This window comes from Bradyrhizobium sp. Arg237L, assembly GCF_029990105.1.
GTDB lineage: Bacteria > Pseudomonadota > Alphaproteobacteria > Rhizobiales > Xanthobacteraceae > Bradyrhizobium.
On the sequence record NZ_JAQMIL010000020.1, the window covers coordinates 44,685 to 61,851 of the forward strand.

The 17,167-nt window shown below is 62.3% G+C and carries 18 protein-coding genes; 5 read left to right on the forward strand and 13 right to left on the reverse strand.

All coding sequences use genetic code 11. The annotated features are described in order from the left end of the window. Positions 1 to 67: 67 nt before the first annotated feature. Positions 68 to 883, forward strand: a complete 816-nt coding sequence (locus tag OZ411_RS14590; protein ID WP_282528515.1) for a MetQ/NlpA family ABC transporter substrate-binding protein — start codon at positions 68 to 70, stop codon at positions 881 to 883. Positions 884 to 896: 13 nt separating this feature from the next. Here the strand turns inward: OZ411_RS14590 and OZ411_RS14595 are convergent, their stop codons facing one another. From OZ411_RS14595 to OZ411_RS14640, 10 genes are all read right to left on the reverse strand, one after another. Beyond that, the gene (locus tag OZ411_RS14595; RefSeq protein WP_349017014.1) at positions 897 to 1,046 is read right to left on the reverse strand and encodes a hypothetical protein; all 150 of its coding nucleotides are present in this window, start codon (positions 1,044 to 1,046) and stop codon (positions 897 to 899) included. Positions 1,047 to 1,107: 61 nt separating this feature from the next. Next, positions 1,108 to 1,950 carry a MetQ/NlpA family ABC transporter substrate-binding protein gene (locus OZ411_RS14600; protein ID WP_282528516.1) on the reverse strand — a complete coding sequence of 281 codons (843 nt, stop codon included), beginning with the start codon at positions 1,948 to 1,950 and terminating at the stop codon, positions 1,108 to 1,110. Between the two features lie 170 nt (positions 1,951 to 2,120). Continuing rightward, the gene (gene groL / locus OZ411_RS14605; RefSeq protein WP_282528517.1) at positions 2,121 to 3,746 is read right to left on the reverse strand and encodes a chaperonin GroEL; all 1,626 of its coding nucleotides are present in this window, start codon (positions 3,744 to 3,746) and stop codon (positions 2,121 to 2,123) included. 106 nt (positions 3,747 to 3,852) lie between these two features. Beyond that, positions 3,853 to 4,140, reverse strand: coding sequence for a co-chaperone GroES (gene groES, locus OZ411_RS14610; RefSeq protein WP_282528518.1), 288 nt, complete (start codon positions 4,138 to 4,140; stop codon positions 3,853 to 3,855). A 277-nt stretch (positions 4,141 to 4,417) separates the two neighbouring features. Then, the gene (locus tag OZ411_RS14615) at positions 4,418 to 5,515 is read right to left on the reverse strand and encodes an ABC transporter substrate-binding protein (RefSeq protein ID WP_282528519.1); all 1,098 of its coding nucleotides are present in this window, start codon (positions 5,513 to 5,515) and stop codon (positions 4,418 to 4,420) included. Between the two features lie 222 nt (positions 5,516 to 5,737). Then, positions 5,738 to 6,931, reverse strand: a complete 1,194-nt coding sequence (locus tag OZ411_RS14620; protein WP_282528520.1) for an MFS transporter — start codon at positions 6,929 to 6,931, stop codon at positions 5,738 to 5,740. A 27-nt stretch (positions 6,932 to 6,958) separates the two neighbouring features. Further along, the gene (locus OZ411_RS14625) at positions 6,959 to 7,741 is read right to left on the reverse strand and encodes an ABC transporter permease (protein WP_282528521.1); all 783 of its coding nucleotides are present in this window, start codon (positions 7,739 to 7,741) and stop codon (positions 6,959 to 6,961) included. Beyond that, on the reverse strand, positions 7,731 to 8,588 hold the full coding sequence (locus tag OZ411_RS14630) for an ABC transporter permease (protein WP_282528522.1): 858 nt from the start codon (positions 8,586 to 8,588) through the stop codon (positions 7,731 to 7,733). Before OZ411_RS14630 ends, OZ411_RS14625 begins: the two co-directional genes overlap by 11 nt. After that, on the reverse strand, positions 8,585 to 9,406 hold the full coding sequence (locus OZ411_RS14635) for an ABC transporter ATP-binding protein (RefSeq protein ID WP_282528523.1): 822 nt from the start codon (positions 9,404 to 9,406) through the stop codon (positions 8,585 to 8,587). Before OZ411_RS14635 ends, OZ411_RS14630 begins: the two co-directional genes overlap by 4 nt. 29 nt (positions 9,407 to 9,435) lie before the next feature. After that, positions 9,436 to 10,512 carry an ABC transporter substrate-binding protein gene (locus OZ411_RS14640; protein WP_282528524.1) on the reverse strand — a complete coding sequence of 359 codons (1,077 nt, stop codon included), beginning with the start codon at positions 10,510 to 10,512 and terminating at the stop codon, positions 9,436 to 9,438. 468 nt (positions 10,513 to 10,980) lie between these two features. Between OZ411_RS14640 and OZ411_RS14645 the strand changes: the two genes are divergently transcribed. Genes OZ411_RS14645 through OZ411_RS14660 form a run of 4 tightly spaced genes read left to right on the forward strand, consistent with a single transcriptional unit; the run spans position 10,981 to position 15,201 of the window. Continuing rightward, a complete protein-coding gene (locus OZ411_RS14645) occupies positions 10,981 to 12,306 on the forward strand; it encodes an ABC transporter substrate-binding protein (RefSeq protein WP_282528525.1) in 1,326 nt (441 codons plus the stop codon). Between the two features lie 21 nt (positions 12,307 to 12,327). Continuing rightward, on the forward strand, positions 12,328 to 12,582 hold the full coding sequence (locus OZ411_RS14650; protein WP_282528526.1) for a hypothetical protein: 255 nt from the start codon (positions 12,328 to 12,330) through the stop codon (positions 12,580 to 12,582). 10 nt (positions 12,583 to 12,592) lie between these two features. Continuing rightward, complete coding sequence (locus OZ411_RS14655) at positions 12,593 to 13,774, forward strand: acyl-CoA dehydrogenase family protein (RefSeq protein WP_282528527.1); 1,182 nt, start codon at positions 12,593 to 12,595, stop codon at positions 13,772 to 13,774. A 26-nt stretch (positions 13,775 to 13,800) separates the two neighbouring features. Continuing rightward, positions 13,801 to 15,201, forward strand: coding sequence for an LLM class flavin-dependent oxidoreductase (locus OZ411_RS14660; RefSeq protein ID WP_282528528.1), 1,401 nt, complete (start codon positions 13,801 to 13,803; stop codon positions 15,199 to 15,201). A gap of 28 nt (positions 15,202 to 15,229) precedes the next feature. Here OZ411_RS14660 and OZ411_RS14665 read toward each other — a convergent pair whose 3' ends face one another. From OZ411_RS14665 to OZ411_RS14675, 3 genes are all read right to left on the reverse strand, one after another. Then, positions 15,230 to 15,712: a MetQ/NlpA family ABC transporter substrate-binding protein gene (locus tag OZ411_RS14665; protein WP_282528529.1), complete on the reverse strand. Its 483-nt coding sequence runs from the start codon at positions 15,710 to 15,712 to the stop codon at positions 15,230 to 15,232. A 151-nt stretch (positions 15,713 to 15,863) separates the two neighbouring features. Beyond that, entirely contained in the window at positions 15,864 to 16,253 is a 390-nt protein-coding gene (locus OZ411_RS14670) for a tetratricopeptide repeat protein (protein ID WP_282528530.1), read from the reverse strand. A 133-nt stretch (positions 16,254 to 16,386) separates the two neighbouring features. Further along, the gene (locus tag OZ411_RS14675; protein WP_282528531.1) at positions 16,387 to 17,166 is read right to left on the reverse strand and encodes an ABC transporter ATP-binding protein; all 780 of its coding nucleotides are present in this window, start codon (positions 17,164 to 17,166) and stop codon (positions 16,387 to 16,389) included. Position 17,167: the final 1 nt, after the last annotated feature.

Below are 17,167 nucleotides of genomic sequence, written 5' to 3' on the forward strand. Positions count from 1 at the left end.
GGATTATGCCCCGCGTCTTCCGCGGGCATTCGTGCACTCCACGCATCACAACTTCTCCGAGACTGCAATGAATGTGCCTCGTTTCCTGCTACTTTCGGCCGTTCTCATCATCGGTGCGCTGGCAGGCGCCCCATCCCGCGCCGAGCCAGCCAAGACTGAGCTCAAGCTCGGCTTTGTGCCCGGCCCCTATATCGACGAGTTCAAGGCCGGCGTTCAGCCGGAACTCGAGAAGAAGGGCTACCGCATCAAATATTTCGAATTCTCGACCGGCCTCGAGGCCAACAACGCCGTGTTCAAGAGCGAGATCGATGCCAATGTCATGCAGCACACCGTCTTCCTGAACTCCTACAATGAACGCCAGAAGACCGATCTCGTCGGCATCATACACGTGCCGACGCCCCCGATGGGCCTCTATTCCAAGAAGCATGCGCTCGGCACGCCGATCAAGCCCGGCTCGACGGTGGCGGTCCCCAACGACCCCGTCAACCTGCAGCGTGCGCTGTGGATCCTGCGCGACCTCGGCCTCGTCGAAATCCGCGACAGCAAACCGGTCGACGTCACCGAACTCGACGTGATCAAGAATCCGGGCGGCATCAAGATCGTACCGCTGGAAGCCGCGCAGGCGCCCCGCGCTCTTGACGATGTGGACTTCGCCGCAATCCAGGGCAATTTCGCGATCTACAGCGGGTTGAATCTGACGAACGCCTTCGCGCTAGAAAAGATGACGACGCCTTATATCAACGTCGTTGCGGTGAAGCGCGGCAACGCAGAAAGTGCATGGACGCAGGATATCGTCGCAGGCTACAAGTCGGAGACCTTCAAGGCCGCGATCCGCAGCGACCGCTTCTATGACGGCTTCACACTGCCGGACTATCTGAAGTGACGAGACGGCTCTCTCAGGCCGCCCGCGCCTGCAGGCGACGGACGCGCGGAATCACATGCTCGGCGAAGCTGCGCATGTTTTCGTCGACGGGCTGGAACTGCAGCATGAAGAGCTCGACGCCGATGGCGTGGAAGTCGAGTATCCGGCTTGCTACAACTTCCATGGGTCAAGGCCCAAATTCCAAATCGCAGAGGTGACGCCATTGGATTTGCTCTCCCTGGAGATCAGCCCGGAAAGCTGACGAGTGTGCCGTAGAGTTCGCGCAGCTTGGCTTTGACTGCGTCTGAATGCCGGTAAATTGCAATGAAGCGCTTCAACCGTTCATCGTCCTTCAGCTCCGGCCGGGTAACGAACTGGAAGGCGTAGATCGGGTCGTTCTCGAACACCAGACCGACGGCAGGATCAAGTCCGGCGAGCTTCGCGAAGGTGGGATAGGTCGCTGCAGCATCCACCTCCTCGAGGGAGCGGGCGATCTGCGGACCTTCAAGCTGGACGAGCTTCAGCGGCTTGCGGTACGCCGCAATGTCTTCCAGCTTGGCGCGATGATCTGCTCCGGGCTTCAGCTCGATCAGACCCGCTTGGCGCAGCAGCAGCAAGGCGCGGCCGGTGTTGACGGCGTCACTGGAGATCGCGATGCGGGCGTTATCCGGAAGCTCCTGGAGCGATTTGTACTTCTTGGAATAGAGGCCGAACGGCGTGCTGAAGGCGACGCCGACCGGAATCAGCGCATATCCCTTCTGCGAGATGGTGAACTCAAGGAACGGCACGTGCTGGAATAGGTTCGCTTCGAGCTCCCGCTCGGCGACTGCGCGGTTGGGGGTATTCCAGTCATTGAACTCGATCAGTTGTATATCGAGTCCCTGCGCCTTCGCCTCCTTTGCGGCGATCTCCGCGGCCTGGTTCGAGATGCTCGTGGCAAGGCCGATCCGCAGCGGCCTGTCGTCGGCGCCCGCGATCGCGCTGCCTGCGGCGATGGCAATCGCCAGCACCCCGAAGAGGACGTGACGGATTGCCGTGCCCTGCTTTGAGCGGCGGTGTTTCGCAGCGACGATTGTGGGGTCAGCCATGCTCGACCAGGTTTCCTTGAAATACGACCTCCTGATGGGGTTACGGGCGGCCTCTGCAATAAAGGCTGTCGCATGAGCGGCGGGACGAAATATCGCCGGCGCGCCCACGCGACAGTCAGTTGGTTCCGAGACGACGATCAACCAGCGATGCGCGGCGCCGGTTCGTCCACTCAGAACTCTCCCCCTCCCCCCGGAGGAGGAAACGCCGGCTTGTCCTTGGGCAGTTCAGCGACGAGTGCTTCCGTCGTCACGATCAAGGCGCCGACCGAAGCCGCGTCCTGGAGCGCCGTGCGCACGACCTTGGCCGGATCCACAATCCCTGCTTCGAACAGATCGACATATTGCTCGGCCTGCGCGTCGAAGCCGAAGGTTGGCGACCTGTGCTCCAGGATCTTTCCCACCACGATCGAACCTTCGACACCGGCGTTCTCGGCGATCTGGCGGATCGGAGCCTCCAACGCGCGCAGCACGATGTTGATACCGGCCTGCACGTCAGGATTGGTGTGCGTGAGCTTGCTGACGGCGGATTTGGCACGCAACAGCGCGACGCCCCCGCCGGGCACGATGCCTTCGGCGATCGCCGCCCTGGTGGCGTTGAGCGCGTCGTCGACGCGATCCTTCTTCTCCTTGACCTCGATCTCCGTCGCGCCGCCGACCCTGATGACGGCAACCCCGCCGGACAGCTTCGCCAGGCGCTCCTGCAGCTTCTCCCGATCATAGTCCGAGGTCGTCTCCTCGATCTGTGTCCTGATCTGCGCGATGCGGCTGTCGATGTCCTTACGCTTTCCGGCCCCGCCCACGACCGTGGTGTTCTCCTTGTCGATCCGGATGCGCTTGGCACGGCCGAGCTGGGACAGCGTCACATTCTCGAGCTTGATCCCGAGCTCTTCGGAGATCGTCTGACCAGCCGTCAGGATCGCGATGTCCTCCAGCAACGCCTTGCGGCGATCACCAAAGCCAGGCGCCTTCACGGCAGCGACCCGCAGGCCGCCGCGCAGCTTGTTGACCACCAAGGTTGCGAGCGCCTCACCCTCGACATCCTCGGCGACGATCAGGAGCGGCTTACCTGTTTGCGCCACGGCTTCGAGCACTGGCAGCAAGGGGTGAAGCGAGCTCAGCTTCGCCTCGTGGATCAGGATATAGGGGTCCTCGAACTCGACGAGCAGTTTATCGGCGTTCGTTACGAAATAAGGCGACAGATATCCGCGATCGAATTGCAGCCCTTCGACGACGTCGAGCTCGGTATCCAGGCTCTTTGCTTCCTCCACCGTGATCACGCCGTCATTGCCGACTTTCTTGACTGCGGTCGCGATGATCTTTCCGATCGCCGTATCGCCATTGGCGGAGATGGTGCCGACCTGGGCCACCTCTTCCGACGATTGCAGCTTCCTCGCCCGTTTCTCGATGTCCTTGATCGCTTCGGCTGCGGCGAGATCGATGCCTCGCTTCAGATCGAGCGGGTTGAGGCTCGCGGCGACAGCCTTGGCGCCCTCGCGCACGATCGACTGCGCCAGCACCGTCGCCGTCGTCGTGCCGTCTCCGGCCAGATCGTTGGTCTTGGAAGCAACCTCGCGCACAAGCTGGGCACCGATATTCTCGTATTTGTCCTCCAGCTCGATCTCCTTGGCGACGGTGACGCCGTCCTTGGTGATACGCGGTGCCCCGAACGCTTTTTCGATTACGACGTTGCGGCCCTTCGGTCCTAACGTCACCTTGACGGCATTGGCGAGCACGTCGACGCCGCGCAGCAGGCGTTCACGCGCATCGGCGGAGAATTTGACATCCTTGGCAGCCATTAAACGATGCTCCTCGTAGCAATTGTTGCAAAGTTTGCCTGCATCCGCCGCCGGAGATGCCTGCCGTGCAGGCTCGTCTGCTCGCGGAATGCGGCGATAATCATTCTCAGGCGATGATCCCGAGGATGTCCGATTCCTTGGCGATCAGGAGATCCTCGCCGTTGATCTTCACCTCGGTGCCCGACCACTTGCCGAACAGCACGCGGTCGCCCTTCTTCACGTCGAGCGGCTGAAGTTTGCCGGTCTCGTCGCGCGAGCCGCTGCCCACCGCGACGACCTCTCCCTCCTGCGGCTTCTCCTTCGCCGTGTCCGGGATGATAATTCCACCCTTGGTCTTGTTGCTCTCTTCGATACGCCGGATCACGACGCGATCATGCAGGGGACGAAAACTCATCAGAATGCTCTCTTCGAACGAACGGTCTCTCGAATGTTCATCCGCGCTGTCGATGCACGGCGAACAAATGCAGTGACGAAAAAGCTATGGCGGGGACAATCTGGTGTCCATGTCAAATTCCATCGCGTACGTAGACAATTTCTGCCGGACTGAAAGCGTCCCTTGAAACAATTTCGGCTGACGTATTTTGTGCGCGCCGCTTCGTCCTGCTGCCACGGTGGTGACTTCAGCGAGCAGGCGCAACGGTCAACGAAATATAAGCCGGCGACGGGAACTCTCAGGCTGCGATGTCGACGACAACGCGCCTGGCAAGCTTCACAGGATCGGTGCTCGGCTTGATGATCGATGCCCGCTTGAGATCCCCGGTGATCTTCACGACTTCGCGTCGCAACGCCTCGCCGGCCGGATGATGGCTGTGGGTGTGACTGCGCAGCATCGCGGCGAGATCGGCGACCGCGACTTTCGGCGTGTATTTCGAGAACACCTCCGCGGCGTCGTCGGGCTGTTCAGCGACATGGTGTGCGGCGTCGCGGATGGCGTGTGTCAGTGCCGCAACGGCGGCGGGATCTGCGGCCCAGAGCGAAGAGCGGACGCCGAGGGTGCAGCAGGACAGATCGGCATAGTCCCCGCTCAGATTGGAGGCGATCTCGACAATGCTGCCGTTGCCGCGCCGCTCGGTCAGCCATGCGTTCGGATCGGAATCGGCGATGGCATCCACCTCGCCCCGTTGCAAGGCAACCAGCAACAGGTCCGCGGGGAATTCGCGCCACTGAACATCGGTCTGCGGGTCAAGCCCATTGTCGGACAGGAGGATGGCAAAGAAGTTGCGCGGCGGTCCGGAAATGCTGGAGACGCCAATGGTCTTGCCTTTCAGGCTCTTGATGTCCTTGACGCTCGACTCCTTGACTGCGAACAGCCGGGTGCAGCCGCCATGCAGACCTGTGGTGAGCTTCACGTCGATGCCCTGCTCCAACGGCTTCAGCCAGTTCAGCAGCATGCTGGAGCCCGCATCGGCCTTGTCGGTGGCGAGCGCCTGCAGCATCTGGTCGGTATTGCCGGCAAGCTGAAGGAATTCGACGTCGATATTGTAACGGGCGAAATAGCCGCGATGCAACGCAACCGGGACTGCCGCCGTGCAGATGCCGGTGCCGTTATAGGCGAAGCGAATATGTCGCGGCGGTCCCTTCGCTTGCTCTGCGCTATCGCTGGTGCGGCAGATCAGTGGGTCACCCAGAGGCGCCGGACCGCGGCCAAACGCCGGCAGGGCTCGTGCGGCTTGCATCAATCCGAGCGGAGCGCCGACGCCGACGAGCCCCGCCAACGCGAGTAGATTCCGCCGTGACGGCGACGCCGGTCGATCCTGATCTGATGTCATCGCGCGATCTCCCTGTCTTGCTGCGCCATCCCGCTGATGTTGCGCGCCGACTCGGCAGCAGAAACATCGGCGCGGCGAGAGCAAGAATGCTCGCTCCGCTCCTTGCTTCTGTCCATCTCAAATTCCAGCACAGACGTAGAGAGTTCATGTCGCCCTAAGGCGGCGATCGGAAATTTGTCTCGCGACTGGGGCAACACGCCGACCGCCTGAGGTCTACATGCGCTACCGCACGGCAACAGTCGCAATACCGGGACGACGGCGGCCGAGCAGAGCCAGGAGCAGAAACATGCCGCATGAACAGAGCGCAACAAGTCCGAGCAACCCATGGCTTCCGAAGCGCACGAGTAAATCGGCAAGAAGTGGAGGAGAGACGGCAGAGGCGAGATTCAGCGGTAAGGCGATACGAGAGGTCGCCTTTGCAAATTCCAACTTGTCGTAGAATACAAGGAGTATCGTCGCACGCGCTACAATCAGCGTTCCGCTGCCCGCGCCGCAGAGCAGGATGAATATCGCGACCGTCCGATAAGATCCGCCACTGATCATCAGAATTAGCATCGCAACAAGAAGCGCCGCGGCAGCGACAAGGCCAGTCGTGATTCCGTCCCATCGCCCGCGGCCGAGGAAATCGATGGCGCGAGCACTCACCTGAACCACGCCCAGCATCGAGCCAAAGGCGACGGCTTCTGATGGCGAAAGCCCCTCGGCTTTCAGCAGTTCGATCATCACGGCACCAAGGCCGAATGTCACGAAAGCATTCAGCGCGATCGCGGAAACCATCAGATAGAATGTGCTCTTCGGAACTCGCGGCGCGTTCGTTCGGATCGTTGCCCGCGCGCCTTCGTCTTCAATTCTCTTTCGACGTGGCATGCCCCACGCGTACAACGGAAGACAAACCACGATCATCGTGGCAGCATAGATGACGCACGTTCCGCGCCAGCCTGCCAGCGCAGCAAGGAGCGAAGTGGTCGGCCAGAAAATGCTGCTGGAGAGGCCCGTCACCAGCATGAGAGCGCCGATTGCGCTTTTTGCGCTTCGGCCAGCGACTTCATTGAGCATGATGTAGGCACCTGTCGTGAGCGTCGCACTGCCGGCCATGCCGAGAATCATCCAGCCGGCGAAATAGAACGCCGGCTTATGCGAGACTGACAGCACGCCAAAGCCCAGTGCAGCCACGACCGTGCCGACCATCATGACATGCGGCGCGCCAAATTGGACGAACGCCCTTCCGAGCGAGGGGGCGCATAGCCCCATCGCGACGTACAGGACCGACGTGCCGGCAAACACGGCCGAGATATTCATATGCAGGTCAACGGCGACTTGTGTACCAACGATCGCAGGAAGCCCTATTGTTCCCCAGCCGATGAGTTGCGTGACGGAAAGCACCAATAGGACACCGGTCGTTGTTCTATCGAACATTAGCACCCGCATTCCGAACGTATGGGTCTAATTGCCAAGGGCGCGCCAAGGAATGACGAGCCGCTCCAGCCAGGTCGCGCTGCGGTCGATCGCGAATCCGACCGTGCCGACCACGACGATGCCGAGCATCACAAGGTCCATTTCGAACCGTTCGCGACCAGCGATGATGAGGCCACCGATGCCCGGCCCCGCGGCCATGAAATATTCCGCGCCGATCGTCGCGAGCCAGGCATAGATCAGCGCGAGATGGAGGCCGGTCAGCAGTGACGGCACGGCCGCAGGCAGATAGACCGATGTCACGAACTGGAGCCGGTTGAATTTGAAGACTTCGCCGACCTCGACCAGCTTCGCAGGCGTGCCCTGCACGCCCTCGACGATGTTGAGGATCACCGGGATCGCGGCCGCCAATGCGATGAACACCACCTTCGCCGTCTCGTCAAATCCGAACCAGAGCGAGATCAGCGGGATCCAGGCCAGTAGCGCGATCTGCTTGAGCCCGTTGAACCAGGTCGTGACGATCCGGTCGGCGATCCGCGACAGGCCAAGCACGAGACCCGCCGCTACGCCGATGCTGGAGCCGAGCGCGAAGCCGAGCAAGTCGCGCCGCAGGCTCGTCGCCAGCGCACGGACGAGTTCACCGCTGGCGAATTCCTGCCAGGCCGTTGCGACCACGCTTTCAAGCGGCGGCAGGAACTGGCGATTGACCAGACCGGAGTGGCTGGCGATTTCCCATAGCGCCAACAGGACGACGGGCAGCACCAGCCCGCGCCGCACGCTTTGAAACGCACTTGCCGAGAGCTCAGACGCCATTGGTCCGCCAGCGCTGCAGCCGCCGCTCGACGATCGCCAGCGCCTTGTCGCTTACGAAGCCGATCAGCCCGATCACGATCATCGCGACCAGCACCGTGTCGAGCCAGAACATCTGGCGGCCCCAGACCAGGAGATAGCCGAGCCCTTCCGATGACGCGAGGAGTTCGACGCTGACCAGCGCGATCCAAGCGTGCGTCAGGCCATAACGCAGCCCGGTGAAGATCTGCGGGACGGCGCCGGGCAGCACGACATAGCGCAGGGTCTGCAATGGCGTGAAGCGGAAGACCTCACCGACCTCGACCAGCGAGCGCGGCACATTGCCGATCCCCGCACTGGTGTTCATCACGACCGGGACGAAGGCCGCCTTGGCGATGACGACGATCTTGAGCGTCTCGCCGATTCCGAGCAGCAGCATCGCGAGCGGTATCCAGGCCAGCGCCGGCACTTGCGCGATCGCCGTGAACAATGGCCGGACATAGTCGTCCACGGTCTTTGAGAGCCCCATGGCCGATCCCAGCGCGAGACCGGCCCCAGCGCCGGCGGCAAAGCCGTAGAGCACCCGCAGCAGGCTGAAGCGCGCATGTTGCGCCAGCTCGCCGCTCGATAGCATGTCGACGAAGGTGTGCCAGACGTCCGAAGGCCTCGGCAGAATCTGCTCTGGCAGCCAGCCCTGGCCGGTGCCGAGAATCCAGACCGGCAGCGCGATGGCAGGCAGAACGAGCAGCCAGCCAAGCTCCGGCGCGCGGCGCGTAACGCCGCGCCAAAACTGGCTTGCGAGCGAGCGGATCAAGCCGTCGGAGGATGATGGCCCCGCCCCTGGCCTCGCTTCCAGTGCAGCGTCACTCATGCTGCCCCCTCCGCTGCCGTCGCTGTGCGGATCGGCTCGCTCGTGTCGTCGCTCTCCAATGTCCGCAGCACCGCTTTGCGGACCCGAATCAGGCTGTCGTCGCCGCGCGTCCGTGGTCGCGGCGCGGGGATGTCGAATATGTCTGAGATTCTGCCCGGTCGCGGCGCAAGCACCACCACCCGGTCGCCGAGGAAGACGGCTTCATCGACGTCATGGGTGACCAGGATCATCGTGATCTTTTCATGCGCCCAGATCTGTTGCAACTCGATCTGCAGCCGCGCACGGGTCAGCGCGTCGAGCGCGCCGAAGGGCTCGTCGAGCAAAAGCACCCGCGGCCGGTTGACGAGACCGCGCGCGATCGCCGCCCGCTGGGCCATGCCGCCGGAGAGTTGGTGCGGATAGGCCTGCGCGAAGCCGTCGAGGCCGACAAGCGCGATATGGGCGGTGATGGAATCGCGCTTGGCGCTTTCGCTCATCGGCGCGTTCTTCAATCCCAGGGCTACGTTCTGCCAGACTGTCGCCCAGGGAAACAGCCGCGGCTCCTGGAACACGATGCCGCGGTCCAGGCCCGTGCCGGTGATCGCCTCGCCGTCCTGGCTGATACTGCCGCGGTAGTCGCGGTCAAGCCCGGATATCAGCCGCAGCAGCGTGGACTTGCCGCAGCCGCTCGGCCCAAGGATGGCCACGAACTCACCGGCTGCAACCTCCAGGGAGACATCACGCAGCACATCGATGCGCGCGCCGTTGACCGTGAACGATTTGGAGACGTCGCGAACCGCGAGTTGGCCGCGGGTAGACGCCGACCGCTGTGCAGGCACGTCATCCCCTGCCCCGTGAGAGACGATGCTCATTGGCCGGCAGCGAGCGGCTTGCCACTCGCGTCATATTCCTGCCAGTAGCCGACGAGCCCCTGCTCTTTGAGCGCTGCATCAAGGAATGATCGATCGAACCAGCCATCGATGTCGACGTTGCGGCGGAGCAAGGCATACTCCTTCGCCTGCTTGGCCTGGAAGCGGTAGCTCTCAATGATCGACGCGTCGATGATCGGCGAATTGCGGTATTTCAATTCCTGGCCGGAGAAGTCGTAGCGATAGCCGGAGGCCGGAAAGCCAGTGCGAGACGAGATATCAAAGAACGCTTCGCGATTGGCCTCGTCCGACGACCAGCGTGCGGCACGCACGATCGCCGAGACGATCTTCTGCGTGACATCAGGGTGAGCCTTGATGAAGGCCTCCTGGCCGATCAACGTCGAATGACGCTCATAGGCGGGGTTGTCGCCCTTGGTGGTGTAGATGATCTCCGCGATCTTCTTCTCGGCGAGGCTGGCGAGCGGGAAGTTGCCGAAGGCCGCATCGATGTCGCGCGAGGTCAACGCTGCATTCGTCGTCGCTGTATCCATGTTGATGACCTGCACGTCTTTCTCCTGCAAGCCGTAGCCAGCGAGCACCTTGACCGCAGCGAGATGGTTGTTGGTGCCGCGGAAGATCGAGACCTTGCGCCCACGGAGATCCGCGACCTTGCGCACCGGCGAACCGAAGGGGACTGCGAGGTAAGTCGGTGCGTGGGCGCCCGAGGCGAGCAGGATTTTCGTCTTCAGACCATTGGCCCGTCCAATGATCTGCGGCAGATCGCCCTGGATCGCGAAATCGAGCTGGTTGTTGGCGAAGGCTTCGTTCACCGCCGGTCCAGCTCCCTTGAAGAACGACCATTCGATCTTGACGTCGGGAAGATCACGCAGCTCTTGATCGAAATAATGCTCGGAATGCGCGACCGCCGCCGATGACCCGCCGGCGAACTGACGGTTGTCGGCGCCGACGGAGGCGAATCCGATCCGCACCGTCAGCGGTTCGGCAGAAGCTGTTCCGAGCAGGCCGCCCAGCAGCGCGGTTGCAAGCAGCAATTGAAGCGCACGGTGGATCGTCATCGTGGTCTCGTGAGTTCCATCAAGTTTCTCTGGAGCAGCCACTACCGGACGCGTCCATCAGCGGCTTACATCGACGACGCAGTATGACGAGCGGCGCGTGCCACGCGCAACCTCACAGATTTTCATTGTTATGCCGGTCGGCGTTACTCCTCTTCTGCATGGCGTGGCTAAGACGGAAGATTGTTGTTCCTGCCAGTCTGCGCTGACTCGCGCTTCCAGAGATCGGCCGAATTGCCCTCGGATTTTCATCATCCAGCCTGACGTGGGTCATGCTGCGACGCGTATGTGTGTCGAGGAATTTTCTTTTGTCCGTGATCATGAGCGCGAGCAATCGCATCCACGGAACGGTGTGTGCGCAGAACGACGTTTTGATTTCACTGAGAGCGGCGACCTTGGATTGATTGTCCGCTGATTAGGTGAATTATTTGCGCAACGGATATCCATCTCCTTACCGGCAGATCAGCCATAATGACTTATCCGACTCGCCGGCAAGTGACCCAAGGCCTGTTGTTCGGAAGCATCAGCGCTGCCATCGGCACAGCCGGCGCTCGCGCCACCGGAGCGGCACGCCGGGGCGGCACGCTCAACGTCGTGATCCAGCCCGAGCCGCCGATCCTGGTCAGCCTCACCCATACGGCCGGCCCGACCACCCGCGTCAGTCCGAAGGTGACCGAAGGACTCGTTACCTTCAATCTCGACTTCAACCCGCTGCCACAGCTCGCAACCGAGTGGCGCAAGAGCGATGACGGGCTGCGCTACACCTTCACCCTAAGGCGTGGCGTGAAATGGCACGATGGCCACGACTTCACCTCCGCCGACGTCGCCTATTCGATCGAGCTGCTGAAACAGCACCATCCCCGCGGCCGCGGCACCCTGGCCTCGGTCCGCGAGGTGCGCACACCCGAACCGCATATCGCGGAGATCGTGCTCGATAAGCCGGCACCGTATCTGTTGGCCGCCCTCACCGCCTCGGAATCGCCGATCGTGCCGCGGCATATCTACGAAGGCAGCGATCCGCTCGCCAATCCGAACGGGCGCGCGCCGGTCGGCACCGGCCCGTTCGTCTTCAAGGAATGGAAGCAAGGCAGCCACGTCCTGCTCGAACGCAACCCAGACTATTGGGACCCCGGCAAGCCCTATCTCGACCGGATCGTGATCCGCTTCATTGCCGACGCCAATGCGCGCGGCGTGGCGCTGGAGACCGGAGAGATTCATTTCGCCCCGGACACACCTGTGCCGCTCGGCCAGATCGAGACGCTGAAAGCGAATCCGAATCTTGTGATCGAAACCCGCGGCTATGACTATCAGCCGGTCGTCTACCGGCTCGAGTTCAACCTGGCCAATCCTTATTTCGCCAAGCCCGAGGTGCGACGCGCGGTCGCTCACGCGATCGACCGCGACACCATCGCCCGCGTTGTGTTCTACGGCTGGAGCCAGAGCGCGCCCGCCGCGATCAGTCCGGCGCTGAAGCAGTTCCATAATCCCGATATCCCGCGCCACAACTTCGATCCGAAGAAGGCGGAGGCGCTGCTCGACGGCGCCGGCCTCTCGCGCGGGCCCGACGGCACGCGGTTCAAGGTGTTCCACGACTACATGCCCTACAGCGAAACCTATCAGCAGCTCGCCGCCTACACCCGCCAGGCGCTCGCCAATATCGGGATCGGTGTGACCTTGCGTGCGCAGGACGTACCGACCTGGTTCAAGCGTACCTACACCAACCGAGATTTCGACTTCATGAGCAACGGCATGAGCCATTCGTTCGACCCGTCGGTTGGAGTCCAGCGCCTCTATTGATCGAAGAACTTCAAGCCGGGCGTGCCGTTCTCCAACGGCTCGGGCTACAGCAATCCGGAAGTCGATCGGCTGCTCGAAGCAGCCGCGGTCGAAAGCGATCCGGCCAAGCGTCGAGAGCTGTTCTGCGCGTTCCAGGTGATCATCGCCACCGACCTGCCTGATATCAACCTGGTGACTGGTGCCAATTTGACGATCGCCAACCGCAAGGTGCGCGACCACACCATCACGATCGACGGCCCATCGGCCAATTTTGCCGATGTCTGGCTGGAAGCCTGAGGTTCACGCCATGAGCTTTGATCTGGATACATCCAATCCGCATTTCGCAAAGGCCGTCGAACTGCGTGAGATTTTTGCCCGCGACGCCGCGGCGCGCGATCGCGAAGGGGGCAAGCCGCTGGAGCAGCTTGCGCGGCTGAAGGCCAGCGGCCTGCTGAACATCCTGGTGCCGCAAGAATATGGTGGCGCCGGCGAGCGCTGGTCGACGGCGCTGAAGATTGCACGCGAGTTCGCCAAGGTGGACGGTGCGCTCGGCCATCTCTATGGCTACCATTTCGGCTCGCAGCACGCCGCCCAGCTTCGCGGCACGCCGGAACAGGCGGCGGACATCTTCCGCCGCACGGTTTCCGGCAACTGGTTCTGGGGCAACACGGCCAACAGCTTCTCCAAGAGCCTGTTCGGGCGCCGCGATGGCGACGGCTATGTCCTCGATGGCTACCGTCCCTTCACCTCCGGGTCGCACATCGCCGACTATCTGCAGATCGCCTGGGAGGACTACGACACCAATGCGCGCAGCTTTGCTGTGATTCCGGCGTCGCGCGAAGGCCTCCGTATAGAGAACGACTGGGACGGCTTTGGCCAGCGCCAGACCGGCAGCGGGCGCGTCACCTACACCGCAGTGCGCGTTCACCGCAACGAAGTGCTTGAGTACAAGCCGGACGGCGGGCGTCCCTACCAGACCGTCACGCCGTTCCTGCAGCAGAGCGCGCTGCTCAACGTCTTTATCGGCAGTGCGCAAGGCGCCCTGATTGCGGCGCGTGACTACACGCGCGAGAAATCGCGGCCCTGGATTCATTCCGGCGTCGAGAAACACACCGACGATCCCTGGATCAAGCGCATCTATGGCGAACTCTACACCCGCGTGAAGGCCGCGACTTTGCTTGCTGACGAGGCGGCCGAGACGCTTGATCGGGTCCGAGCACGCGGCCAGGATCTGACGGCGAGCGAGCGAGGTGAAGCATCGGTCGTCATCGCCGGCGCCAATGTTCTGGCCGGAGAGGTCGCGCTCGAGGTCACCAGCAAGATCTTCGAGGTGATGGGCGCCCGCTCGGCGACCATCACCAACGGCTATGACCGGTTCTGGCGCAACGTCCGCATCCACACGCTGCACAATCCGGCGGAGTACAAGATCCGCAATGTCGGCTCCTGGTTCCTCACCGGCGCCCATCCCGACCCTTCCGCCTTCCAGTAAATACCCCGAGCGTGAGAGAGAGCAGCGTGTCCAAGATCATCCAAGTCAACGGCTTCGCCATCTTCAGCCTGGTCCATCTATCGCCCGGCCTGTGGCGTCATCCAGACGATCGGTCGCTCGATTTCGCGAGCCTCGACTATTGGACCGACGTAGCTCGCACGCTCGAGGCCGGCAAGTTCGATGCGATCTTCATCGCCGATGGCATCGGTATTCACGACATCTACGCCGGCAATGCCGACGCAGCGCTGCGTAGCGGCGCACAGATCCCAAAGCTCGATCCGATGCTGCTGGTATCGGCAATGGCGCACGTCACGGAGCATCTCGGCCTCGGTGTCACTGCTTCCGTGTCCTATGAACCGCCCTTCACGCTTGCCCGCCGGTTTTCCACGCTGGATCATCTGACCAAAGGCCGGGTCGCGTGGAATATCGTCACGGGCTATTCGAATGCTGCCTCGCGGCCGGTTGGTCGCGACAAGGTCATGTCACATGATCCGCGCTACGATCTGGCGGACGAGTTTCTCGACGCGGTCTACGCGCTGTGGGAAGGGAGCTGGGACGACGGCGCCGTGTTTGCCGATCGCGAAAGCGGCACGTTTGCCGATCCGACGCGAATCCGCAAAATTCGGCATCACGGTCAGCACTTCAAGGTGGACGCCATACATCTCGTCCACCCGTCGCCACAGCGTACGCCGTTCCTGTTCCAGGCCGGCGCCTCCAATCGCGGCAAGGATTTTGCGGCGAGGCATGCCGAGGCGGTGTTCCTGGGCGAGCTTTCGAAGGCCGCCACCGCCGCCAACGTCGCGGAGACCCGGACGCGCGCCCAGAGCTTCGGCCGCGACGGCCGTGATATCCGTTTCTTTGCCCTTATGACTGTGATCGTTGGAAAAACCCGCGCAGAGGCAGAGGCGAAATACCGCGACTACCAGCACTACATCGATCCGAGAGGCGCGCTCGCTCTTCTCTCGGGATGGACCGGTATCGACCTGTCTCGCTACAGCCTCGACGATCCCTTCCCGTCCGTGAAGAAGGACAACGCGGTCACCTCGATGATCGATTCCTTCGCGCGGACTGAGCGTCCCTGGACGACCCGGGAGATTGTCGAACACAGCGCCATTGGCGGGCGTGGCCCGGTGATCGTGGGCTCGGTATCCGAAGTCGCCGACCAGCTTCAGGCCTGGGTCGACGAGACCGATATCGACGGTTTCAATCTCAGCTACGCGGTGACCCCTGGCGGCTACCAGGATTTTGCAGAACTCGTGGTGCCGGAACTGCAGCGGCGCGGCGTCTACAAGACGGAATACGCTACGGGCACATTCCGCGAAAAGGTCTTCGGTCCCGGCCGCGCACGACTGCCCTCCTCACATCCGGCGGCACGCTTTCGTTCTCGTTCAATCGAGGAGCAGCCGCGAGCAACCGCGCGCGCGTGAGCGCGGTAGCGGGTTGCGCCGGCAGCACTCAGGTCGTGCGGGATGACGGAATGCGCAGTCCCGCCTGCTCCATCAACTGCAGCACGCGACGGCCGAAGAAGTCGAGGTCGGGCTTGAAATCGAAGAAGCTGAGCTGAAGCCCATCTATTCCGGCCTTCTTGAGCTGCAGGAATTGATCCACCACCTGCTCCGGCGTGCCGATGGGGGCGACGATCGTCTCGCCGACGGGGGTGATCTTGTACCCTCTCGTCTTGATCTGATTCTCTAGGAAGGGCTTGTGCTGGAAAGCATTTGCGTCCAGATCGCCTGCGTCGAGCGCGGCGTTCGGCAAGAGGTAGTCGTTGAACACTATCACAGTGAGGTCGAGCCCGTGCTTCGCGGCGATCTCGCTGACCTTCGCCCAGACGATCTCGCCGTCGCCGGCCGCAATGCCGACCTTGATCTTCTCCGCCAAGGCAGGCGTGGCGAGGAGAGCAAGGCCGACGACAACAGAGAGGAACCAGCGTTTCATTTATAGATCTCCATCCAGGCGATCGGACTACATCAGAAATCTCGCGCTCGACAAAACGTGTCGAACCAAGACTGTTCGACTAGACATCATATGAACAACCTATCACCTTCCCAGCTTGGTCAAGGCCTTTCACCGGGTTCAGCTTGACAATCTACGATTTGGATTGGTGCCCAGCGCGAGCGAGAGCGTCTTTCAGCTTGTCATACTCCTCACACCCGCCGGGATGACACAGCAGCCGCAGCAGTTCGAGATTCTTCTCGGCGCGCGCAAAATCGCCGGTATCGATGAACAGCTCCCCCTGATATTCGAGCGCCGGCCGATGAGTCGGATCGTAGAAGATGGCTTCCTTGTACCACCGTGCCGCTTCATCGTAGCGCTTGAGTTTGCGCAGCGAGAAACCGAGCAGGTTATACACGTCGGCATGATGGACGGTTTCCGCAAGCGTCAGCAGCTTGGCGGCCGCTTTCTCATATTCGCCGGAATAGATCTCCGCCCGCACCGCCGACAGGTCGGGAAGATCGCTTGACGGCGCGGTGTCCATGGCCATGGCCGCCCCGCTCGCTGCGAGCCCGATCGCAAGCATCACGTTGCGAAGCAAGTTGGCACCGCGAAGGCGTGCCGTCGTCTGCGACCTCAGCATGATGGAACCTCCCAGGAAGGAGCGCGCGTCGGCGTCAGGCAGCCTGAGGCTTGCCGCCATATTCGCCCATGGCCGACAGAATTCCTCGCTTGTAGCTGGCGAACTCTAGGTCCGCACGGTCGCGGTCGCGCGGCAGGTCGATGTCGATCTCCTCGACGATCCGGCCGGGACCGCCGGCCATCACCACGACCCTGTCGCTAAGATAGATCGCTTCATCCACGTCATGCGTCACGAGGATCATGGTGATTTGCTCGACGCGCCAGATGCGCTGCAGCTCGGCCTGGAGATGGACCCGGGTCAACGCGTCCAGCGCGCCGAGCGGCTCGTCGAGCAGCAGGATCTCCGGACGATTCACCAGCCCGCGGGCAATGGCCGCGCGCTGCGCCATGCCGCCGGACAGTTGATGCGGATAGGCCTTCTCGAACCCTTTCAAGCCGACGAGGGCAACATGTTCGGCGATCGTGGCAGCTTTGTCCGCAGCGCTCCTGCCCGAATTCTCCAGGCTAAGACCGATATTGTCCTCAAGCGTCAGCCACGGCAGCAAACGATGATCCTGGAACACGATGCCCCGCGATAGCGCGGCACCCGTGACCTGCTGACCATTGATGAGGATATCACCGCGATAGTCGCGATCGAGACCGACGATCAGCCGCAACAGCGTCGATTTTCCGCATCCGCTCGGCCCGACCAGCGAAACGAACGCGCCCGGCTTCACATCGAGGCTCACATGGGACAGGACGTGCACCGGCGGGCGGCCGGGGACAGCATAGGTCTTGGATACGTTCCTCACCTCGAGCTGGCCGGACGTGGCCATG